This window comes from Bradyrhizobium sp. SEMIA (assembly GCF_014844175.1).
Lineage (GTDB): Bacteria > Pseudomonadota > Alphaproteobacteria > Rhizobiales > Xanthobacteraceae > Bradyrhizobium > Bradyrhizobium arachidis.
Genome location: NZ_CP046601.1, coordinates 5,045,081 through 5,067,662, shown reverse-complemented (window position 1 = coordinate 5,067,662; position 22,582 = coordinate 5,045,081). Strand labels below are relative to the sequence as shown.

The 22,582-nt window shown below is 64.9% G+C and carries 18 protein-coding genes and 1 pseudogene; 7 read left to right on the top strand and 12 right to left on the bottom strand.

Annotated elements, in window-relative coordinates:
* Positions 1-6: 6 nt before the first annotated feature.
* From FOM02_RS24710 to hpaR, 8 genes are all read right to left on the bottom strand, one after another.
* Positions 7-3,276: a DUF2126 domain-containing protein gene (locus tag FOM02_RS24710; protein ID WP_027558667.1), complete on the bottom strand. Its 3,270-nt coding sequence runs from the start codon at positions 3,274-3,276 to the stop codon at positions 7-9.
* A 205-nt stretch (positions 3,277-3,481) separates the two neighbouring features.
* A complete protein-coding gene (locus tag FOM02_RS24705) occupies positions 3,482-5,005 on the bottom strand; it encodes a UxaA family hydrolase (RefSeq protein WP_027558666.1) in 1,524 nt (507 codons plus the stop codon).
* Between the two features lie 99 nt (positions 5,006-5,104).
* Positions 5,105-5,881, bottom strand: a complete 777-nt coding sequence (locus FOM02_RS24700) for an HpcH/HpaI aldolase family protein (protein WP_027558665.1) — start codon at positions 5,879-5,881, stop codon at positions 5,105-5,107.
* A gap of 274 nt (positions 5,882-6,155) precedes the next feature.
* Positions 6,156-6,884 (bottom strand): ABC transporter ATP-binding protein, encoded by a 729-nt coding sequence (locus FOM02_RS24695; RefSeq protein ID WP_027558664.1) that lies wholly within the window; start codon positions 6,882-6,884, stop codon positions 6,156-6,158.
* Complete coding sequence (locus FOM02_RS24690; protein ID WP_027558663.1) at positions 6,884-8,662, bottom strand: ABC transporter permease subunit; 1,779 nt, start codon at positions 8,660-8,662, stop codon at positions 6,884-6,886. The genes FOM02_RS24695 and FOM02_RS24690 overlap by 1 nt, the downstream gene beginning before the upstream one ends.
* Complete coding sequence (locus FOM02_RS24685; RefSeq protein ID WP_014496848.1) at positions 8,659-9,531, bottom strand: branched-chain amino acid ABC transporter permease; 873 nt, start codon at positions 9,529-9,531, stop codon at positions 8,659-8,661. The genes FOM02_RS24690 and FOM02_RS24685 overlap by 4 nt, the downstream gene beginning before the upstream one ends.
* 84 nt (positions 9,532-9,615) lie before the next feature.
* Positions 9,616-10,761 (bottom strand): ABC transporter substrate-binding protein, encoded by a 1,146-nt coding sequence (locus tag FOM02_RS24680; protein ID WP_265440059.1) that lies wholly within the window; start codon positions 10,759-10,761, stop codon positions 9,616-9,618.
* A gap of 294 nt (positions 10,762-11,055) precedes the next feature.
* Positions 11,056-11,574, bottom strand: coding sequence for a homoprotocatechuate degradation operon regulator HpaR (hpaR, locus tag FOM02_RS24675; RefSeq protein ID WP_027558661.1), 519 nt, complete (start codon positions 11,572-11,574; stop codon positions 11,056-11,058).
* 110 nt (positions 11,575-11,684) lie between these two features.
* Here hpaR and hpaH point away from each other — a divergent pair, with 110 nt between their 5' ends.
* The 6 genes from hpaH to FOM02_RS24645 all read left to right on the top strand — a co-directional run bounded on the left by hpaH (position 11,685) and on the right by FOM02_RS24645 (position 18,248).
* Positions 11,685-12,491: a 2-oxo-hept-4-ene-1,7-dioate hydratase gene (gene hpaH / locus FOM02_RS24670; RefSeq protein ID WP_027558660.1), complete on the top strand. Its 807-nt coding sequence runs from the start codon at positions 11,685-11,687 to the stop codon at positions 12,489-12,491.
* Between the two features lie 29 nt (positions 12,492-12,520).
* Positions 12,521-12,919 carry a 5-carboxymethyl-2-hydroxymuconate Delta-isomerase gene (locus FOM02_RS24665; protein WP_027558659.1) on the top strand — a complete coding sequence of 133 codons (399 nt, stop codon included), beginning with the start codon at positions 12,521-12,523 and terminating at the stop codon, positions 12,917-12,919.
* The gene (gene hpaE / locus FOM02_RS24660) at positions 12,912-14,450 is read left to right on the top strand and encodes a 5-carboxymethyl-2-hydroxymuconate semialdehyde dehydrogenase (protein WP_027558658.1); all 1,539 of its coding nucleotides are present in this window, start codon (positions 12,912-12,914) and stop codon (positions 14,448-14,450) included. Before FOM02_RS24665 ends, hpaE begins: the two co-directional genes overlap by 8 nt.
* A gap of 123 nt (positions 14,451-14,573) precedes the next feature.
* The gene (gene hpaD / locus FOM02_RS24655; RefSeq protein ID WP_027558657.1) at positions 14,574-15,557 is read left to right on the top strand and encodes a 3,4-dihydroxyphenylacetate 2,3-dioxygenase; all 984 of its coding nucleotides are present in this window, start codon (positions 14,574-14,576) and stop codon (positions 15,555-15,557) included.
* A 170-nt stretch (positions 15,558-15,727) separates the two neighbouring features.
* Entirely contained in the window at positions 15,728-16,597 is an 870-nt protein-coding gene (locus FOM02_RS24650) for a fumarylacetoacetate hydrolase family protein (protein ID WP_027558656.1), read from the top strand.
* 25 nt (positions 16,598-16,622) lie between these two features.
* A complete protein-coding gene (locus FOM02_RS24645) occupies positions 16,623-18,248 on the top strand; it encodes a thiamine pyrophosphate-dependent enzyme (protein ID WP_027558655.1) in 1,626 nt (541 codons plus the stop codon).
* Positions 18,249-18,359: 111 nt separating this feature from the next.
* Here the strand turns inward: FOM02_RS24645 and alkB are convergent, their stop codons facing one another.
* The 4 genes and pseudogenes from alkB to FOM02_RS24625 all read right to left on the bottom strand — a co-directional run bounded on the left by alkB (position 18,360) and on the right by FOM02_RS24625 (position 21,974).
* On the bottom strand, positions 18,360-19,013 hold the full coding sequence (alkB, locus tag FOM02_RS24640) for a DNA oxidative demethylase AlkB (protein ID WP_027558654.1): 654 nt from the start codon (positions 19,011-19,013) through the stop codon (positions 18,360-18,362).
* A 9-nt stretch (positions 19,014-19,022) separates the two neighbouring features.
* Positions 19,023-19,771 (bottom strand): annotated as a pseudogene (locus tag FOM02_RS24635) (2OG-Fe(II) oxygenase).
* 174 nt (positions 19,772-19,945) lie between these two features.
* Positions 19,946-20,632 carry a DUF2848 domain-containing protein gene (locus FOM02_RS24630; RefSeq protein ID WP_027558652.1) on the bottom strand — a complete coding sequence of 229 codons (687 nt, stop codon included), beginning with the start codon at positions 20,630-20,632 and terminating at the stop codon, positions 19,946-19,948.
* On the bottom strand, positions 20,625-21,974 hold the full coding sequence (locus tag FOM02_RS24625; protein WP_027558651.1) for an amidase: 1,350 nt from the start codon (positions 21,972-21,974) through the stop codon (positions 20,625-20,627). Before FOM02_RS24625 ends, FOM02_RS24630 begins: the two co-directional genes overlap by 8 nt.
* 192 nt (positions 21,975-22,166) lie before the next feature.
* Between FOM02_RS24625 and FOM02_RS24620 the strand changes: the two genes are divergently transcribed.
* Complete coding sequence (locus FOM02_RS24620) at positions 22,167-22,580, top strand: Zn-ribbon domain-containing OB-fold protein (protein ID WP_027558650.1); 414 nt, start codon at positions 22,167-22,169, stop codon at positions 22,578-22,580.
* Positions 22,581-22,582 lie beyond the last annotated feature (2 nt).

Sequence of the window (22,582 nt, the reverse complement as noted above, 5' to 3'; positions counted from 1 at the left end):
TCATACTCATTGCAGGAGCGGGGTCCGCAAGTCGAGGGTCAGCGGAAACTCATTTGTGCGTTCCTCGGGCGGCGGCTGCATCGGACCCGGTGTATGACCATGGTCCTGGAAGCGCGCCAGCCGCCGCGCCTCGGCCTCGTAGGTGTTGACCGGCTTGGTGTCGTAGCTGCGCCCGCCGGGATGGGCGACGTGGTAGACGCAGCCGCCGAGCGAGCGGCCGTTCCAGGTGTCGATGAGATCGAAGGTCAGCGGCGCATGCACCGGGATAGTCGGGTGCAGGCCGGAGGCCGGCTGCCAGGCCTTGAAGCGGACGCCAGCCACGGCCTCGCCCGAGCGGCCGGTCGCGGTCATCGGCAGGCGGCGGCCATTGCAGGTGACAATGTGGCGGCCTTCGACGAAACCTTCAGCTTTCACTTGAAGTCGTTCAACCGACGAGTCCACGTAGCGCACGGTGCCACCGGCCGAGCCCTCCTCACCCAAGACATGCCAGGGCTCCAGCGCCTGACGCAATTCCAAGGTCACGCCGCCATGATGAACGCGGCCGAAAGCAGGGAAACGGAATTCGAGCTGGGCCAGATACCATTCCGGCTCAAAGGGATAGCCTGACTGCTTCAACTCAGAAATCACATCAACGAAGTCTTCCCAGATGAAGTGAGGCAGCATGAAGCGGTCGTGCAGCGCCGTGCCCCAGCGCACGAACTTGCCCTGTTGCGGCTCGCGCCAGAATTTTGCGATCAGCGCGCGGATCAGGAGTTGCTGCGCCAACGACATGCGCGGATCCGGCGGCATTTCGAGCGCGCGGAATTCGACGAGGCCGAGGCGGCCGGTCGGCCCTTCCGGCGAATAGAGCTTGTCGATGCAGATCTCGGCGCGATGGGTGTTGCCGGTGATGTCGACCAGCAGATGGCGGAACAGCCGATCGACCAGCCACAGCGGCGTCTGGTAGCCGGGCGGCGGCACGTGCGAGAGCGCGATCTCGAGCTCATAGATGCTGTCGTGACGGGCTTCGTCGATGCGCGGCGCCTGGCTGGTCGGGCCGATGAACAGGCCGGAGAAGAAATAGGACAGCGAGGGATGTCGCTGCCAGTACAGGACCAGACTCCTCAGCAGATCGGGCCGGCGCAGGAACGGCGAGTCCTGCGGGCTCGAGCCGCCGACCACGACGTGGTTGCCGCCGCCGGTGCCGGTGTGGCGGCCGTCGACCAGGAAACGGTTGGCGCCGAGGCGCACCTTGCCGGCGTCCTCATAGAGGCCGGAGGTGATCTCGACCGCGTCGCGCCAGCTCTTCGCCGGCTGGATGTTGATCTCGATGACGCCGGGGTCAGGCGTCACCTTGATGACCTCGATGCGCGGGTCGAACGGCGGCGGATAGCCCTCGACATGGACGGGAAGCTGCATCTCCTCGGCGGTATCCTCCAGCGCCGAGATCAGCTCGAGATAATCCTCGATGCGCTCGACCGGCGGCATGAAGGCGCAGATCACGCCGTCGCGGATCTCCACCGCCATGGCGGTGCGCACCGGGATCGCAGTGTTCAGCTGCTCGGGCGCTGTCCGCGCCGGCGATGCCGGGCGCGCCATGCGGGTGAACACCGGGAGCTTGCCGCGCGGCTCCATCGGGTCCTGCTCGACGATGTAGGGATACTGGTTGGGCGGGACGTAGCCGAGCGAGCCGATCGGCAGGCGCAGGCCGAGCGGTGAATCGCCCGGCGACAGGAACAGGTGATTGCGCCGGAGCGGCCAGCGCTCGCTGCGCCAGCGCGGCGGTGCATTCCAGCGTTGGATCGGCAGCACGAAGCCGCGCGGCGTGGTCAGGCCCTGGTCGAACACCCGGGCCATGCGGGCGCGCGCTTCGGGATCGGACAGCTTCGAGTCCGTCGGATCGACGTTGACCGGAAGCTCGGCCTCCTTCTGCAGCCAATAGGCCGGGTCCTCATAGGCCGGCATGATGTAGCCGAGGTCGAGACCGAGCCGCGCCGCCGTGCCTTCCATGAAGGCCTGCGCGTCCCTGACCTCCGGCCGCCGCGGATTCTCGATCTTGGCAATGAGATCGGCGTTCTTCCAGATCGGCACGCCGTCCTTGCGCCAGTAGAGACCGAAGGCCCAGCGCGGCAGGCTCTCGCCCGGATACCATTTGCCCTGGCCGTAATGCAGAAGGCCGCCGGGCGCAAAGCGCGTGCGCAGGCGGCGGATCAGGTCGTCGGCGAGCGTGCGCTTGGTCGGGCCGACGGCGTCCGTATTCCACTCTGCCGCTTCGAGGTCGTCGACCGAGACGTAGGTCGGCTCGCCGCCCATGGTGAGCCGCACGTCTTGGGCAACGAGATCGCCGTCGACCTGCTCGCCGAGATCGTTGAGGCGCGCCCAGGATTCGTCGGAGAATGGCTTTGTGATGCGCGGCGCTTCGCGGATGCGCTTCACGCTCATGTCGAAGGCGAACTCGACCTCGGCAAAGCCGGCGCCGCCGGAGATCGGCGCGGCCGAGCGATAATGCGGGGTGGCGGCGACCGGGATGTGCCCCTCGCCCGCCAGCATGCCGGAGGTCGCGTCGAACCCGACCCAGCCCGCGCCCGGCAGATAGACCTCGGCCCAGGCGTGCAGATCGGTGAAGTCGTTCTCGACTTCCGGCGGGCCCTCGATCGGATCGATGTCGGGACGGATCTGAACCAGGTAGCCGGAGACGAAGCGCGCAGCGAGGCCGAGATGGCGCAGGGTCTGGATCAAGAGCCAGGCGGAGTCGCGGCATGATCCGGCACCGGAGGCGAGCGTTTCCTCCGGCGTCTGCACGCCGGGCTCCATGCGGATGATGTAGCGGACCTTCTTCTGGAGCCCCCGGTTGAGCTCGACCAGGAAGTTGACCGTGTTCGGTGCTTCATGCGGGATGGTGTCGAGATATTTCGCGAACAGGCGATCGGGCTTGATGGTCTCGAGATAAGGCGCGAGCTCCGTCTTCAGATCCTTCGGATACTCGAACGGAAAGCTGTCGGCATAGGGCTCGACGAAGAAGTCGAACGGATTGACCGTGGTCATCTGCGCCGTGAAGTCGACCTCGAATTTCAGCTCGGTGGTCTTCTCCGGAAAGACGTAGCGAGCGAGCCAGTTGCCCTGCGGGTCCTGCTGCCAGTTCACGAAATGATTTGATGGCGTGACCTTGAGCGAATAGCTCAGGATCGGCGTGCGCGTGTGCGGCGCCGGCCGCAGGCGGATGGTCTGCGGTCCGAGATCGATCGGGCGGTCGTATTTGTAATGCGTGACGTGATGCAGTGCGACGTAGATCGACACGGGGTGCGGTGCTCCAGCAGCTTTTTTGAGCAGAACACCGCTGGTGACATCGATCAAGCACTAACAACGGGCACGGTGTGCCTACGGCACGGGCGAGTGGTGAGTAGCGAAGCCAGGCGAATGGCGAGTAGGGAGTGGCGAATGGGGGCAGAATGCTCCACTCGCTACTTCCTATTCGCTACTCGCCACTCCCCATTCGCCCCTCTCACATCGTCGCGCCCAGCACCCAGGGCGCGAACTCGGCGCCGCCGAAATCGAAGCTCTCGCTCTTGGTCGGCTGGCCGGATGCGGTCTTGAGGATGAGATCGAAGATGCGCTGGCCGCACTCCTGAACGCTCTCCTCGCCTTCGAGGATGGTGCCGCAATTGACGTCCATGTCCTCTTCCATGCGCTTGTACATGGGCGTGTTGGTGGCGAGCTTGATCGACGGTGCGGGCTTGCAGCCGAACACGCTGCCGCGGCCGGTGGTGAAGCAGACGAGGTTGGCGCCGCCGGCGACCTGGCCGGTCGCAGCGACAGGGTCGTAGCCGGGCGTGTCCATGAAGACAAAGCCCTTCTTGGTGATGGGCTCGGCGTAGCGCAGCACCTCGACGAGATTGGTGGTGCCGGCCTTGGCCATCGCACCGAGCGACTTCTCCAGAATGGTGGTGAGGCCGCCGGCCTTGTTGCCGGGGCTCGGATTGGCGTTCATCTCGGCGCCTTCGCGCTCGGTGTATTCGTCCCACCAGCGCATCAGATCGACCAGCTTCTCGCCGACCTCGCGGCTGACGGCGCGGCGCGTGAGCAGATGCTCGGCGCCGTAGGTCTCGGGCGTCTCCGAGAGGATCACGGTGCCGCCGTGGCGCACGATGAGATCGCTCGCAGCCCCCAGCGCCGGGTTGGCGGACACGCCGGAATAGCCGTCCGAGCCGCCGCACTGCAGGGCCACGGTAAGCTCGCTTGCAGGCACACTCTCGCGCTTGACCTTGTTGGCGTCAGCAAGTGCCTCGCGCACGAAGGCAATGCCGGCCTCGACCGTCTTGCGGGTGCCGCCGACCTCCTGGATGTCCATCGCGCGCAGACGGCCGGCGAGCTTCTGCTCTTCCATGAGCCCGCCGATCTGATTCACCTCGCAGCCGAGGCCGAGCACGATGACATGGGAGAAATTGACGTGACGCGCATAGCCGCCCAGCGTGCGGCGGAGCAGCGCGAGCGGCTCGTTCTGGGTCATGCCGCAGCCGGTCTTGTGGGTCAGCGCGACCACGCCGTCGACATTGGGGAAGTCCGCCAGCGGATTGTCGCCGGTGAAGGGGTTCTTCTTGAAGACGTCGGCGACGAGGCTTGCGACATGCGCGCTGCAATTCACCGAGGTGAGGATGCCGATATAGTTGCGCGTGGCGACGCGGCCGTCGGGGCGGCGAATGCCTTCGAAGGTTGCCGGCAGGTCGAAATTCGGCGTCGGCTTGACGTCGGCGCAATAGGCATAGTCCTTGGCGAAGTCGCCCATGCCGATGTTCTGCACGTGCACATGCTGGCCCGGCGCGATCGGTGCGGTCGCAAAGCCGATGATCTGGCCGTAGCGGATGACAGGCTCGCCGACCGCGATCGGCTTGATCGCGACCTTGTGGCCGGAGGGAATGCGATCGACGGTGGTGACGCCGTCGGCGACGACCGTTCCCGGCGGCAGGCTGGCGCGCGCGATCAGCACGCCATCATCGGGATGCAGGCGGATGACGGGGCTGATGGTCATGGCGAATCTCCTTCGGAGGCGAATAGCGAGTGGTGAGTGGCGAATGGAAAATGGGGAGCAGCACTATTCGCTCCCCCCCATTCGCCATTCGCAAGTTTCTTAGGCCTTGCCGCCGGACTCCTTGCGGGTCGCGTTGACCTGCATCTTGGCGTAGGTCGTCATCAGGCCGACCTCGTTCGAGAGCGTTACGAGCTTGAAGCCCATGTTGATGGCGCGCGCCGCGCCTTCGGCGCCGCTGCAATGAATGCCGGGGTTGAGGCCGCGCTTGCCGCACTCCTTGATGATCTTCTCGTAGATCGCGAGGATCTCCGGCTCGGTGCGATCGAGCTTGGGCTCGAGACCGTAGGAGAAGCCGAGGTCGGACGGGCCGATATAGACGCCGTCGATGCCTTCGACGTCGAGGATCGCTTCCATGTTCTCGACCGCGGTCTTCGTCTCCATCATCGGCAGCAGGATGGTGTCGGCATTGGCGGTCTTCTGGTAGGAGCCCGCGGTGCCGTACATGCCCGCACGGATCGGACCGTTGGAGCGGACGCCCTGCGGAGGATACTTGGAATAGGAAACGAGGTTCCGGGCTTCCTGCGGCGTGTTGACCATCGGGCAGATCACGCCATAGGCGCCGCCATCGAGCACCTTGCCGATGATGCCGGGCTCGTTCCAGGGCACGCGGACCATCGGGGTCACCGGATGCTTGTCCATCGCCTGGAAGCACTGCACCATCGACAGATAATCCTGCACGCCATGCTGCATGTCGACGGTGACGCTGTCGAAGCCGCATTGCGCGATCATTTCGGCCGAGAAGCCGGAGGGAATAGCGAGCCACGCGTTGACCACGGCCTTGCCCGACTTCCAGATTTCCTTGACCTTGTTCGCCACGTTGCCTTCCTTCTTTGTTGTTTGGACCGTGTTGTTTGGACCTTCGTCACCACGCCGAGCGCCGCCATGGCGCACCCTCGCTGTTACCGCGAACCGGGTCGCGGCGCTACGCTCGCAATGACGCAAGACCTATGCAATCGCCCTCTGGATGCCGGCCTTGCGGGCGACGGTCACTATCGCCGCCCGGGTGCCGCCCGGCAAGGGGATGCCTCGATACCTTCACCGGCGGATTTTTCCGCCCGGAATCAGTATCCCGGTGACGGAACCGGCCCCGCTACGCGCTCACCTTGGCATGGCCGCCGAGATACGCCGCGCGGATGGCTTCGTTGCCCCAGAGCTCGTCGGGCTTGCCTCCGAGCACGATACGGCCGGTCTCCAGCACATAGCCGTAATCGGCCACCGACAGGCCCATGCGCGCGTTCTGCTCGACCAGCAGCACGGTCGTGTTGCGCCGGATCTCGGAGATGATCTTGAACACCGCCTGCACGATGACGGGCGCAAGGCCGAGCGAGGGCTCGTCCAGCAGCAACAGCCGCGGCTTGGCCATCAGCCCGCGCGCAACCGCGACCATCTGCAACTGGCCGCCGGACAGCGTCCAGCCGAGCGCATTGCTGAACTTGCGGATATCCGGGAAGAGGTCGAACATCGCGTCCGCCTCGCGCGAGATCTCCGAGGTCGAGGCCTTCCGGTTGGAGGCGCCGAGCATGATGTTCTCTTTCACGGTGAGACCCGGGAAGACGCGGCGTCCTTCCGGCACGTGGCTGATGCCCATGCGGACGATCGCCTCCGGGCCGAGCCCCGCGATCGAATTGCCGTCGAACAGGATGTCGCCGGAGGTCGGCTTGGCGAGACCGGAGATGGCGCGCAGGGTCGTAGACTTGCCGGCGCCGTTGGCGCCGAGCAGCGTCACCACCTGGCCCTGCTCCACGGCGCAGGTCACGCCGCGCAGCGCTTCGATCTCGCCGTAGCGCACCACGAGATTGCGGATTTCGAGCAACGGCATCATTCGCTCCCGAGATAGGCGGAGACGACGTCGGGATGACGCAGCACGGCCATGGATTCGCCGTCCGCGATGCGGCGTCCGAAGTTGAGCACGGTGATGTGCTGGGCCGCTTCCGAGACCAGCGTCATGTCGTGATCGATGATCAGAATGGTCAGTCCCTGCGCGGCGATCCGCTTGAGCAGCTCGTGCAGCTCCAGCTTCTCGGTCGAATTGAGGCCGGCCGCGGGCTCGTCGAGCAGCAGCAGCGTCGGGTTCGAGGCCAGCGCACGCGCGATCTCGATCAGGCGCTGATGGCCGTAAGAGAAGCTCGAGATCAGCTCGTTGGCACGGTTGCCGAGACCGACGAAGGTCAGCGCCTCCATCGCACGCTCGGTGAGAGCGTCATCGCCCTTCCCGACCATGGTATTGCCGGGCCGCTCCGCGCCGATCTCAACATTCTCCAGCGCGGTCATCGAACGGAACAGGCGGATGTTCTGGAAGGTGCGGCCGAGACCTGCGGCCGTGCGCTGATGCGGCGGCATGTGGGTGATATCGGTGCCATCGAGCACGATCCTGCCTGACGTCGCTTCATAGAGGCCCGAAAGCACGTTGAGCGTGGTGGTCTTGCCCGAGCCGTTCGGCCCGATCAGCGCATGCACGCCGCCGCGCTTCACGGCGATATCGACGCCATCGACGGCCTTGAGGCCACCGAAATGCTTCGACAGGCCGGTAACTTCCAACACCGTGTCACCGCCGACGGTTGCCGGCTTCAACTGCAGTGCGGCCGCAGCGGGCGGCGCCTTGGTTTTGGCGCGCCAGCGCGTGAAAGCATCGGCGACGAAGCCCCAGATGCCGTCGGGCATGAAGCGGATGATCAGGATTACGAACAGGCCGTAAATCGCGAGGTACAGCCCTGGCACGCTCTTGAGGAAGCGCAGCCATTCCGGGATCAGGATCAAAAGACCCGTGCCGATGGCCGAGCCGATCGGCGACGCGACGCCACCGAGCAGCGACATGGTCAGGAACACGATCGATTCCGCGAAGGAGAACTGATCGGGGCTGACATAGGCAAAGCCGCCGGCGAACAGGCCGCCCGCGAGACCGCCGAGCAATGCGCAGAGCGCAAAGGCGTAGATCTTGGTGCGGAAGACGTCGATGCCATTGACGCCGGCCGCCAGCTCGTTGTCGCGCACCGCGCGCATGGCGCGGCCAAGCTTGGTATCGGCGAGATGCCAGACCAGATAACCGACGATCGCCAGCATCGCGACGCAGAAGGCGAGATAGCTCTGCGACGACTGGAACAGCTCCGGGCGCTTGATGTTGGGAACGCCGTCGGGACCGTGCGTCAGCCAGATTGCGTTGATCATCACCAGCGTGACGATCTGCTGGAACGAGATCGTCACCATCGCGAGATAATGACCGCCGAGCCGCAAGGTCGACATGCCGAGGAACGCGCCGGCCAGCAGCGAGATCAGGCAGCCGCCGACGAGACAAACCCAGAAGCTGACATGCAGGTCCGTCGTGCCGATGCCGACCGCGTAGGCGCCGAGCCCGAAGAATGCGGCCTGCGCCAGATTGATCTGGCCGCACAGGCCGAGCACGACCGAGAGGCCGAACACCGCGATCGAGAACGTGGTGGCCTGCAGCAGGATGTTGTGGACATATCCGTCGAAGCGCATGGTCGCGGCGAGCGCGACGATGATCGCGGCGCCGATGAAGTACGGCAGATGCCGGACCAGCAGCGGCTTCGAGTGGATGGCGGGCGCCGGAATCGGCATGTTGTCGCTGGGGGCGCTCATGCTTTTTCCGCCACGCGTTCGCCGAAGATGCCCTGCGGCCGGAAGATCAGGAAGGCGATCAGCACCAGGAAGGCGAAGCCGTCCTTGTAGGGCACCGAGACATAGGCGGCGCCAAACGTCTCGATCACGCCGAGCGCAAGGCCGCCGATGATGGCGCCGGCGACATCGCCGAAGCCGCCGATGATGGTGGCCGCGAACGCCTTCAGCGCGATGGTCGAGCCCATCTGGATCGAGACGAACAGCACCGGTGCGACCAGGATGCCGGCGAGACCGCCGAGCACGGCCGAATAGATGAACGTGATCATGATCATCGTGGAGACGGAGATGCCGAGCAGCGAAGCCATCTCCTTGTCCTGCGAGGTCGCCTGCAGCTTCTTGCCGAGCAGCGTCTTCTCGAAGAACCAGAAATTGAAGATCACGAGACAAATCGTGACGCCGATGATCAGGAGATACTGACTGTCGAGATAGACCGGGCCGACCTGAATGCCCGGGGTCTCAAACCAGCCTTCCAGCACCTGGGGCTGAGGGCCGTAGATCGCGAGCACGGAGTTCGCCAGCAGGATCGAGGCGCCGATGGTGGCGATGATCACGGGCAGATAGGTGCGGTGGCGCAGCGGATAGTAGACGCCGAGATTGAAGATGACACCAAGCAGCGCCATGCCGAGCAGCGCGACGATGAAGGCCGCCCAATAGGGCAGACCGGCTTCGATCGCGACGACCATCAGATAGGCGGCGACCATGGAGAATTCGCCCTGGGCGAAGTTCACCACGTTGGTGGCACGGAAGATCAGCACGAAGCCGAGCGCAACCAGCGCGTAGACGGCACCGATACCGATGCCGGTAAACAGGAGTTGTAGGGCGAGATCCATGACAAGCGTTCTGTTGGAGGTCAGATTCGTCCAATGAAAGACGTTTCGACCTCCCCGACTGGAATCGAGGAGGTCGTTTCAACGTCAGTCGTTGAACTCGATGTGCTTGTCGAAGACGATCTTGCCCTTGTCGTTCTTCACGATGTTGTAGCCGTGAAGACCATCGCCGTTCTGGTCGAAATTGTATTCGCCCTCGGCGCCGGCGAACTTCTTGATCGCGAGGATGGCTTCGCGAACCTTGCCGGGCTCGGTTGTGCCGGCCTTGTTGATGCCCTGCGCGAGCACGTTGATGGCGTCGAAGGTCCAGGAGCTCTGGTTGTCGGGCGCAACCTTGACCGCGTCGCGGTAGATCTTGCCGAACGCCTTCGAGCCTTCGCTGGAATCCTCGGCATAGTCGGCGACGCCATAGGTGTTGTAGAGCGCGGGACCTGCGAGCTTCAGCGCGGTGATGTTGACGATCGAGGGAGAGCCGACCCAGGGAATGTTGACGCCGAGTTGACGGAGCTGGCGGGCGAAAATGCCGAGATCGTTCTCGAAGGTGAAGTAGGAACCGAGGATGTCGGCGCCCGACTGCTTGATGGCAAGCACGACCGGGGTGAAATCCTGGCTCTGGTTGGCGTAGCCCTGATCGAGCACGGGCGGCGCGCCCAGCTTGGTCAGCGCTTCAGTCAGCGCCTTGCCGCCCGCGGTGCCGAACGCATCGGTCGAGCGCAGCACGGCCCATTTCTTCTTGGCGAGCGTGTTGACGCCGTATTCGGCGATGACGCGGCCGGAATAGCTGTCATTCGGACGGCAGCGGAACAGCCACTGATTGCCCATGTGAGTGAGATTCGGATCGGTGCCGCCGATCATCACGGGCTTGCCGAGCTTGATCACGTCGGGCGCCATCGCATGCACCTGGGTCGAACGGATCGAGCCGAGGAAGCCGACGATGTCGGACTGCGCGGCGAGCTTGGAGAACGCGAGCACGATGCCGGGATTGGTGGTCTGGTCGTCCTCGACGATCAGTTCGCCCTGCTTGCCCAGGATACCGCCGGCCTTGTTGACGGCTTCGAGCGCGAGCCTGGCGCCCTTGATGGCGTAACCGCCGGATTCAGCGGCCGGACCCGTGACGGGCGCGCACATGCCGATCTTGATGGTGGCGCTTTGCGCATGTGCGCTCTTGATGAGGTAGGGCGCGGCAATGCCGGCAGCAATTCCGGCAGTGAAGTCGCGTCGCGTCAGTTTCATTCATTCCTCCCTGGGGCCGGGCATCCTTGTCGGCCCTTCTTTGTTTGGCTTCGTTACTGAATACAGAGCCGGATGCTACTTACGGATTCTCCCGGCGTGAGTAAATTGATATTGAGACATCATCAACTAAGTGCGGAGAGCGCACGCTCCCGAGGTGATTAACACCTGCGGCCGCCATCTATTCTCAGCTTGTTTTCCAGGGGATTTCGCGCATTTCACGTGGCGCGCTCTGCCCACGCATTATGCAATGATATCAGTCATGCGTGACGGGAACGTCATCATGCAAATTTGCCGCTACGTTTCGTCCGTGAAATCGTCACGCGCATCCGTGGAAGCGAGGCACGTTTCCAACTCGCCGAGCATGTCCTGCAATTCGGCGAGCTTGTGGGCGCCGAAGCGCCGCGTGATCTCGGCATAGATCGCTTCCGACGTCGGCGCGACGGAGGCCATCAGCTTCACGCCCTCCTTCGAGATCGAGACCATGCTGCGGCGCTGGTCGTTCTTCGCGGTCTTGCGCTCGATCAGATGGCGCGCCTCGAGATCGCGCAGGATGCGCGACAGGCTCGGCCCGAGCAGGAACGCGGTGCGCGCGAGTTCCGTGACCTCGACCGCCTCGATGGCCGCGAGCGCGCGCAGGATGCGCCATTGCTGCTCGGTGAGGCCGTGTTCCCGCAGCGAGGGGCGAAACTGCCGCATCACGGCCTCGCGCGCCCGCAAGAGCGACATCGGCAGCGAGCGCGAGAAGTCGCGCATCGGCACCTGCCGCGCGGCAGGCGTACCACCGTTTGCCGGATCACCCGGTCTCTTCGTCATGGCGTCCTTTCACCCCGCAAAAGTTTGCAGTGCAACAAAGCCAGATTCCGTTTGACGCATTCACTTAACATGTTAAATATCTCCAGGCACCACGATTTGTAAGATCACAAATGGCGCTTTCCAACGACGATATCCAAGCTTGCGCGAACCGTCTGCACCAGGCGGAGAAGACCCGCACGCAGATCCGGCAGCTCTCGCAGGATTTTCCTGAGATCACCATCACTGACGCTTACGCGATTCAGAAGGCCTGGGTCGACGTCAAGATCGCGGAGGGGCGCATCGTCAAAGGCCACAAGATCGGCCTGACCTCGAAGGCGATGCAGAGCGCGCTCAACATCGACGAGCCGGATTCCGGCGTGCTGCTCGACGACATGTTCTTCGCCGATGGCGGCCTTGTCCCGACCGAGCGCTTCATCGCGACGCGCGTCGAGGCCGAGCTCGCCTTCGTCATGAGCAAGCGGCTCGCTGGGCCCAACTGCACGATGTTCGACGTGCTGAATGCCACCGACTTCGTGGTGCCGGCGCTGGAGATTTTGGACACGCGGATCGAGCGCGTCGATCCCAAGACCAAGGCGACGCGAAAGATTTTTGACACCATCGCCGACAATGCGGCGAATGCCGGCATCGTGCTCGGGGGACGGCCGATCCGTCCGCTCGATGCAGACCTGCGCTGGATCGGCGCGCTGTGTTTCAGGAACGGCCAGTTGGAAGAGACGGGGCTCGCCGCCGGCGTGCTCAATCATCCCGCCACTGCCGTGGCCTGGCTCGCCAACAAGATCGCGCCGCTTGGTCTTGCGCTGGAGCCAGGACAGGTCGTGCTCGCCGGCTCCTTCATCCGTCCGATCGAGACCCGCAAGGGCGACACAATTCAGGCCGATTATGGCGCCTACGGCTCTGTCAGCTGCTACTTCGCCTGAGCGATAAAAATACAGGGAGTGAAACCGCGATGCCGCATTTCACGATCGAATATTCGGCCAATCTCGATCGCCGCCTCGACATCGCAGCGGTCTGCGAGGTCGTGCGCAAGGCCGCGGTCGAGACCGGCATCTTCCCGCTCGGCGGCATCCGCGTCCGCGCGATCAAATGCGAGCACTACGCGATTGCGGACGCGCGGCAGGATTACGGCTTTCTCGACATGGTGCTGCGCATCGGCGAGGGCCGGGATCTGCCGACCCGCCAGAAAGCCGGCGAGCACGTGTTTCAGGCGCTGTCGAAGCATCTCGATCCCGTCTTCGCCGCCAGCAAGTTCGCCCTGTCGTTCGACATGCAGATCAACGACAAGGACACCAGCTGGAAGCGCAACAACATCCACGACGCCCTGAAAGTGGAGGCCGCACATGGATAAGCCCATCCCGAAAGCCGATGTGTTCCAGGCCAATCGCGACCGCGTCGCGCCGCTCCTAAGGAAGCTGCGGGCCGACGGCATCGGCCACATGATCGACGGCAAGACCGTCGCCTCGATCTCGGGCGAGACCTTCGAGACCAAGTCGCCGGTCGATGGCGCTGTGCTCGCCAGCGTCGCGCGCGGTAATGCCGAGGACATCGATGCAGCCGCGACCGCCGCTGCTCTCGCCTTCAAGTCCTGGCGCGACATGGGGCCGGCGATGCGACGCAAGCTGCTGCATCGTGTCGCCGACGCGATCGAGGACAACGCCGAAGACATCGCGGTGCTCGAATGCATCGACACCGGGCAGGCCTATCGCTTCATGGCGAAGGCCGCGATCCGCGCCGCCGAGAATTTCCGCTTCTTCGCCGACAAATGCGCCGAGGCCCGCGACGGCCTCAACACGCCGAGCGACGAGCACTGGAATATCTCGACCCGCGTGCCGATCGGCCCGGTTGGCGTGATCACGCCGTGGAACACGCCGTTCATGCTCTCGACCTGGAAGATCGCCCCTGCGCTGGCGGCCGGTTGCACCGTCGTGCACAAGCCGGCCGAATGGTCGCCGGTGACGGCGAGCATTCTGGCAAGGCTCGTCAAGGAAGCCGGCGTGCCCGACGGCGTGCTCAACACCGTCCACGGCTTTGGCGAGGAAGCCGGCAAGGCGCTGACCGAGCATCCCGCCATCAAGGCGATCGGCTTCGTCGGCGAGAGCGCGACGGGCTCCGCCATCATGGTTCAGGGCGCGCCGACGCTGAAGCGCGTGCATTTCGAGCTCGGCGGCAAGAACCCCGTCATCGTCTTCGACGACGCCGATCTCGACCGCGCGCTCGATGCCGTCGTGTTCATGATTTACTCGCTCAACGGCGAGCGCTGCACGTCTTCCAGCCGCCTGCTGATCCAGCAGAGCATCGCGGACAAGTTCGTGGAGAAGCTGACCGCGCGCGTGAAGGCGCTGAAGGTCGGCCATCCCCTCGACCCCGCCACCGAGATCGGGCCGCTGATCCACGAACGGCATCTCGCAAAGGTGTGCTCCTATTTCGACGTCGCGCGCCAGGACGGCGCCACGATTGCGGTCGGCGGCAAGGCCTATGACGGCCCCGGCGGCGGACATTATGTCGAGCCCACCCTGGTGACCGGCGCACACGGCAAGATGCGCGTGGCGCAGGAGGAGGTGTTCGGCCCCTTCCTCACCGTGCTGCCGTTCAAGGACGAGGCGGACGCGATCGAGATCGCCAACGACATCCGCTATGGCCTCACCGGCTATGTCTGGACCAACGACGTCGGCCGCGCATTGCGCGTCGCCGACGCGCTGGAGGCCGGCATGATCTGGCTGAACTCGGAGAACGTCCGCCATCTGCCGACGCCGTTCGGCGGCATGAAGGCCTCCGGTATCGGCCGCGACGGCGGCGATTACTCGTTCGACTTCTACATGGAAACCAAGCACGTCTCGCTGGCGCGGGGCACGCACAAGATTCAGAAGCTGGGAATTTGATCGTCATTCCGGGGCGCGCGTAGCGCGAGCCCGGAATCCATTCATCCACCGACACTGCTGCACGATGGATTCCGGGTTCGGCTCTTCGAGCCGCCGGAATGACAGGACCGAGGGGAGCCGCAAATGCCCGTACCGCAACACGTCTTTGAGCCGCCGTTCAACATCATCCGCTCCAGCCACGTCGTGCTCGACGTGACCGATCTGAAGCTGAGCCGCGAGTTCTACGAGTTGACTGTCGGCATGCATGTCGAGGACGCCGACGACAAGGTCGTCTACCTGCGTGCCGCCGAGGAGCATCAGCATCATTCGCTGGTGCTGCGGAAAGCGGCCGTGCCGGCCTGCAACCGGCTCGGCTTCAAGGTCGGCAACGAGAAGGATCTCGACAAGGCCGCCGCGTTCCTCTCCGAGAACAGTCTTGGCTATTCCTTCGTCGACCAGCCCTTCCAGGGCCGCACGCTGCAGTTCACCGATCCCTTCGGCTTCCAGATCGAGCTCTACGCATCGATGGACCGCCGGCCGCATCTGTTGCGCCGCTATGATCTCTACCGCGGTTGCCACCCGCAGCGGCTCGACCATTTCAACGTCTTTGCCGCCGAGGTGCAGGACACCGTCGATTTCTATGCGCGGCTCGGCTTCCGCCTCACCGAATATGCCGAGGAGGACGGGCCGAACGGCCGCATCGCCGCGGCCTGGATGCATCGCAAGGGCAACGTCCACGATTTCGCCATCACCAACGGCAAGGGCCCGCGGCTGCACCATTTTGCGTACTGGACGCCGACGGCGATGAACATCATCCATCTCTGCGACGTCATGGCCTCGCAAGGGTTCGTGAAGAACATCGAGCGCGGCCCCGGACGCCACGGCATCTCGAATGCGTTCTTCCTTTACGTGCGCGATCCCGATGGCCACCGCCTCGAGCTCTACACCAGCGATTACTTTACCGGCGATCACGACCATGAGCCGCTGCGCTGGTCGCTGCGCGATCCGCGCCGCCAGACGCTGTGGGGCGCACCGGCGCCGCGCTCCTGGTTCGAGCAGGGCTCGCCGTTCACAGACCAGGCCGTGCGCGAGCCGAAGTTCGTGGCCGACGTGCTGGTGGCGGACTGATGCTGACAGACAAAGCCTCTCTCCCCGTCGTCCCTGCGAAAGCAGGGACCCATAACCACAGGGCGGAGTTTGGCGAAGACCCGTTGTTCGGTACTCCTGCCTCATCCAATCGATAGATTCCGCGGTATGGGTCCCGGCTTTCGCCGGGACGACAGAGAGATAGATCGCCAATGAAACTCCCTCGCCTCACCACCTATTCCGTCAAGGGTGATGTCAGCTACGGCGCCGTCCTGGAGGGCGGCATCGTCGATCTCTCCGCGCGCTACGCAAGAGACTATCCGACGCTGCGCGAGGTGATCGCGGCCGGAAAGCTCGCAAGCCTTGCGGAAGAAGCCGCCAGCCGCGCGCCGGATCACGCGCTCGGCGATATCACCTGGCTGCCGCCGATCCCTGCACCGGAAAAGATCATCTGCATCGGCGTCAACTATCCTGATCGCAACGCCGAGTACAAGGACGGCCAGGACGCGCCGAAATATCCGAGCATGTTCATGCGCTCGCCCCGCTCCTTCGTCGGCCACGACACGCCGCTGGTACGTCCGCGCGCCTCACACCAGCTCGACTATGAAGGCGAGATCGTGCTGGTGATCGGCAAGCCCGGGCGGCACATTGCGGAAAGCGCCGCGCTCGACTACATCGCCGCGCTGACGCTCTGCAACGAAGGCTCGGTGCGCGATTGGCTCCGCCACGCCAAATTCAACGTCACGCAGGGCAAGAATTTTGATTCCAGCGGCAGCCTAGGGCCGTGGCTCGTGCCTTACACAAAGGAATCCCAGATCGCCGACATCCGCCTCACCACGCATGTCAACGGCGAGCTGCGCCAGGACGACCGCACCAGCCGGCTGATGTTTCCGTTCCGCTACCTCATCAGCTATATCTCGACCTTCGCAACGCTCGTTCCCGGTGACGTCATTGTGACAGGCACGCCGACCGGCGCCGGTGCACGGTTCGAACCGCCGCGTTACCTCAAGCCGGGCGACGTGATTGAAGTCGCGGCCGAGGGCATCGGCTCTTTACGTAACGGTGTCGTCGACGAAGCCTGAACAACAATGGAAGTGGAATAGTGCAATGACCACCCTCACCGGCGGCGAAGCGATCGTCAGCGGCCTTGTCGCTCACGGGGTCGACACCGTGTTCGGCCTGCCCGGCGCGCAGATCTACGGCCTGTTCGACGCATTCCACCAGGCCCAGCTCAAGGTGATCGGCGCGCGGCACGAGCAGGCCTGCGGCTACATGGCGTTCGGCTATGCGCGCGCAAGCGGCCGGCCCGGGGTGTTCAGCGTGGTGCCCGGCCCCGGCGTGCTCAACGCCAGCGCGGCGCTGCTCACCGCCTATGGCTGCAACGAGCCGGTGCTGTGCGTCACCGGCCAGGTGCCGACGCAGTTCCTCGGCAAGGGCCGCGGCCATCTGCACGAGATGCCGGACCAGCTCGCGACCTTGCGCACCTATGTGAAATGGGCCGACCGCGTCGAGACGCCCGGCAACGCGCCGACCACGGTGGCGCGCGCCTTCCAGGAGATGACCTCAGGCCGGCGTGGCCCTGCCTCGGTCGAAATGCCCTGGGACGTCTTCACCCAGCGCGCCGACACCTGTGCCGCACAGGTGCTGGAGCCGCTGCCCGCGCCGCTGCCTGATCCCGACACGATCAAGCAGGCGGCCGCGCTGATCAAGGCCAGCAAGGCGCCGATGATCTTCGTCGGCAGCGGCGCGATCGATGCGGGCGCGGAGATCCTCGAGCTCGCCGAGATGATCGATGCGCCTGTGGTCGCCTTCCGCAGCGGCCGCGGCATCGTCTCCAATGCGCATGAGCTCGGCCTCACCATGGCCGCCGCCTACAGGCTGTGGCCGAACACGGACTTGATGATCGGCATCGGCACGCGGCTGGAGCTGCCGACCATGTCGCGCTGGCCGTACCGGCCCGACGGGTTGAAGAGCATCCGCATCGACATCGATCCCGTCGAGATGCGGCGCTTCATCTCCGACATCGCCATCGTCGCCGATGCCAGGGCCGCCACTGCCGATCTCGCCGCCGCCGTCAGCAAGGCCGGCTACAGCAAGACCGCCGGCCGCCGTGCCGCGATCCGTGAGGCCACTGCCGCCGCGCAAGCCGATATCCAGCGCGTCCAGCCGCAGATGGCGTATCTCAACATCCTGCGTGAGGTGCTGCCGGCGAACGCGATCGTCACCGATGAATTGTCGCAGGTCGGCTTTGCCTCCTGGTACGGCTTTCCGATCTATGAGCCGCGCACCTTCATCACGTCGGGCTATCAGGGCACGCTCGGCTCGGGCTTCCCGACCGCACTTGGCGCCAAGGTCGCCAATCCCGACAAGCCGGTCGTCGCGATCACCGGCGATGGCGGCTTCATGTTCGGCGTGCAGGAGCTTGCCACCGCCGTGCAGTTCAACATCGGCGTGGTGACGCTGGTGTTCAACAACAACGCCTATGGCAATGTCCGCCGCGACCAGCGCGAACGTTTTGATGGTCGCGTGGTGGCGTCGGATTTGGTCAATCCGGATTTCGTCAAGCTCGCGGAGTCCTTTGGTGTGGCGGCGGCGCGCGTGACGGCGCCGGAGCAGTTCAAGGCGGCGATGGAGAAGGCGCTTAGCCACGGTGGGCCGTATCTAATCTCGGTCGAGGTGACCAGGGATTCGGAAGTCAGCCCGTGGGCGTTCATTCATCCGCCGAAGCCGTAGTTTCTGTCATTCCGGGGCGCGCGTAGCGCGAGCCCGGAATCCATAACCACGATCGGGAGTATGGATTCCGGGCCTGCGCCTTACGGCGCATCCCGGAATGACGGAAAAGCTTCACCGCGTCCTGCGAAACGTCAGATTGATCCGCTTCCGTCCAAGCAGCGCATGCTCGCCCTCGGCGAGCGGCGCGACGCCGTGATAGGCGAGCCTGCTGGCGCCACCCCACACCACGACATCGCCGTGGACGAGGCGGAAGCGGCGCGGCTTGTCGCTGCGGGCGAGGCCGCCGAACAGGAAGGTCGCGGGCAGGCCCAGCGAAACCGAGACGATCGGCGCCGAATAATCCAGCTCGTCCTTGTCCTGATGCAGCGACAGCCGCGTGCCGGGCTCGTAGCGATTGACGAGGCAGGCATCGGGCGCGAAGTTCTGGAAGCCGCCCTGCTCCGCCGCGTTGCGGGCGAGATCACGGAGCACTTGCGGCATCGCCGGCCACGGCGCGCCGGTCCGCGGATCGATCGGATCATAGCGATAGCCGGTGTGGTCGGTGATCCAGCCGCGCTCGCCGCAATTGGTCATCGCCACCGACATCAAATGGCCGCCGGGCGTGGTCATCCGCCGGAACGGCGATTGCGCCACGATGGCGCGCACGGCGTCGATCAGCTCACTCTCGATCGGCTTGACGAAGCCGCGCAGCAGCACGGCGCCGTCGGCGATCTCCTCGCGCGACGGCTGCGCCTCGGCAACGCTGTCGAACAGATCACCAATCAATCGTAGCGCTCATTTGGCATCATGGAAGATCACACCCACCGTGTGGCGCTGCCCCGAACGAAGCCGGCTGACGCCGTGGCGCAGATTAACGCGATAGGTGCCGCGTGTCCCCTGCACCGGGCGGTGATGCACAGCGAAGGCAACCGCGTCGCCCTGCGTGAGCGGAACCACCTCGGCGCGCGACTGCATGCGCGGCCGCTGCTCTGTCAGCACAAACTCGCCCCCGGTGAAGTCGCGGCCCGGCTCGGACAGCAGGATCGCGACCTGGAGCGGGAAGACGTGCTCGCCATAGAGGTCCTGGTGCAGGCAATTGAAATCGCCGGCTTCATATTGCAGCAGCAGCGGCGTCGGCCGCGTCTGGCCGGCCTCATGGCAGCGCTTCAGGAATGCCGGATGGCTCGCGGGATAGCGGATGTCGATCCCCATCGCCTCGTTCCAGCGATTGGCGACGGCTTGAAGATGCGCGTAGAGCGCCGGGCGCAGCTGCGCGATCAGGTCGGCAGCGGATAGGAGAAATATTTGTACTCGCCGCGGCCAAAGCCGTGGCGGCCCATGACGATGCGGCTGCGGAAGTGCGCGTCGTCCGGATAGAGCGCGGCGACGGCGCCGCATTGGTCCGGCGTGAGCAGGCCCTTCAGGACGGCGCAGCCCTGGCTGTCGAGCTCGGCGGTGATCTGCGGCCAGTCGAGGGTGTCGACGTGGGCGGTGAGGTCGGTCGCGTCATCGACAGCGGCGGAAACACGTTTCGCGATAGCCATTAGCGCTCATCCTATCCACTCCGTCATTCCGGGGCGCGCCACTTGGCGCGAGCCGGATCCGATCACTCCACTCGTGGTTATGATTCCGGGCTCGCGACTACGTCGCGCCCCGGAATGACAGGAGTGGGTGTGGCAGATCGCGGCAGCCACAGCCACCCGATTTCCGGATGGGAGCTAGCCCCGCACCGGCAGCGTCAACACGTCGTAGCCGTGCCTGATCGTCCGCTTCAGCACGGGGTCCTCCAGCTCGAAGTCGAAGCGATCAGCCGAGCGGATGCCGCCCTTGGCGGCAAAGGTCCCGCCAAACATGGCGCAGCCGTCGGGCAGCTTGCCGCCCTCGAAACCTCGCGCGATGAGGTCATTCACCGGCAGCATCGCGTCCAGCGTGCCCTCCTGGTAGAGCACGCGCTCGCCCTTGATGGTGGCGTAGGAGCGCAGGATCATCTTGTCCCAGTGGCCGAGCACGTCCTCCAGCTCCCACAGCGTGGAGGCGACCGGCTTGTCGCACATCTGCTTGGAGACCGTGACGTTGTAGGCCTCGACCTTGCGGTCGGTGTGGTCGGAGCCGCAGCCGACGAAGATGCGGCCCTGCCAGCCGATCAGCACGAACTCGACCTCGCCCGAGGAATCGCCGCCGGTGCATTCGATGCGGTCTTCCATGGTGAGCCGCCGCGCCGAGGCGCGGTAATAGATCGGCGTCGAGGCCGGCGGGGCGATGCCCATCTCCTGCAACTCGGCGATGTGCTTGTCGCGCGCGACGGGATCGCGGCCGGTCCAGCCGGCGATGACCATTTGGTCGATCGCCAGCGTCAGCGGCGTGGTGGTGTCCTGGGCGTCGACGGTGAAAGTGAGATCAAACACGAATGACGGCCTCCATGCCGGCAGCAAGTTCAAAGATACGGCGATCGGAACCGCCCGCCCCCGCCAGCATCAGACCGACGGGAATGTCGCCCTCGCGATGACACGGCAGCGAGATGGCGCAGCCGTCGATCATGTTGATCAGGGTGCAGTTGCGCAGCGCGCGCAGATTTTGCGTGGCGAACGCCTTGTCGTCGGCCAAATCTGAAATCTTCGGCGGCGTGTTGGCGGTGGTCGGCAGCACCAGGGCGTCATAGGGCGCGATGCGCGCGTTGACGCGGGCGATCAGCGAGCGGCGCTCGTTGAGGAGATCGATGTAATCGGCCGCGCTCTGCGCCTCGCCGCGCATGATGCGCACGAAGACCCTGGGATCGTAGACGTCACCCTTGGCGGTGATGAGATAGCGGTGCCAGGCGTAGCTCTCGGAGGCGGCAAAGCCGCCCTTGGCGTTCATCGGCCCGACGTCGTGGAACTCCGCCATCTCGATGCGCTCGATGCTGGCGCCATGATCAGAAAGTGTCTTCAACGCGCGCTCGAAGGTCCCGGCGACAGCCGCATCGAGATCATCGAGCGCGACCGTGGTGGGCACCGCGAGCCGCATGCCCTTCACCAGGCGCGGCTTGAGCGGAACGATCGGCTCGTTCGCGAGCACCGCATCGAGAATGGCACAGCAGCTGACCGATCGCGCCAAGGGCCCAATGCTGTCGAGCGAGTACGACAGCGGCACGGAGCCGTCGAGCGGCACCCGCCGCTGCGTCGGCTTGTAGCCGACGATGCCGTTGAAGGCCGCCGGAATGCGGCAGGAGCCGCCGGTGTCGGTGCCGAGCGCGCCATGCGCCATGCCGTCGAGCACGGACACCGCCGCGCCCGAGGACGAGCCGCCGGGCACATGGCCCTCGGCCCGGTTCCAGGCGCCCTTCGGCGTGCCGTAGTGCGGATTGATGCCGATGCCGGAATAGGCGAACTCGGTCATGTTGGTGCGCCCGATCAGCACGAAGCCGGCGTGGCGCAGCCGCGCGACCGCCGCCGCGTCGTGCTCCGCCGGATCGGAATCGTCGAGCGCACGGGAGCCGGCGCGCGTCGTCTGCCCCCTGATGTCGAAGAGATCCTTGATCGAGATCGGGATACCCGCATAGGGCGACGGCGCCGCCTTGACCTTGCGCAAGGCGTCCATCGCATCCGCGGTCGCGAGCGCGGCGTCCTTGTCGACATGGATGAAGGCACGCTGGCCCTCGCCGGCGGGGTCGGCGATTTTGGCGATGCACGCCTCGACCAGCTTGCGGGAGGTGGTGCGGCCGCTTTCGAGGTCTTCGGCCAGTTTCGCCAGTGTCGGAAAATCGGGCATGTCTGTCTCACGGAATATTGGCGCGCGCAATCTATAGCGCTGGCTCAGTTCGACACAAGCATTGTGCGCATGATGGCATGCATGCGCATTGCTGGACCGTTGACGCGCCATGGTCGATTGTCGCATCAAGACCGAAACAGGCGGGCGTCAAGCCTGCCCTTGTCAAAAGAAATCCTGGGAGGGCGTTCCGAGATGGCCGAACCGCAGCGCGCGCGACCGAAACCGACGCCGGAAACCCAGCATTTCTGGGACGGCACGAAAGCCGGCGAGCTGCGGCTGCAGCGCTGCGACGCCTGCGCGCATGTCTATTTCCCGCCGCGCCCGTTCTGCCCATCCTGCGCCTCGCGCAAGGTCAGCATCTTCAAGGCGAGTGGCAAGGGTTTCCTCTACAGCTACGTGATCAACCACCGGCCCGCCGCGCCCGGCTTCACGCCGCCTTACGCCATCGCGGTGGTCGAGCTCGACGAGGGCCCGCGGATGATGAGCAACATCATCGACTGCCCGCAGACGCCGGAGGCGCTCGAGCTCGACATGAAGCTCGAGGTCGCGTTCCAGGAGCTGGACGACAAGATCACCCTCCCCGTCTTCCGTCCGGCGAAGGGGTAAGA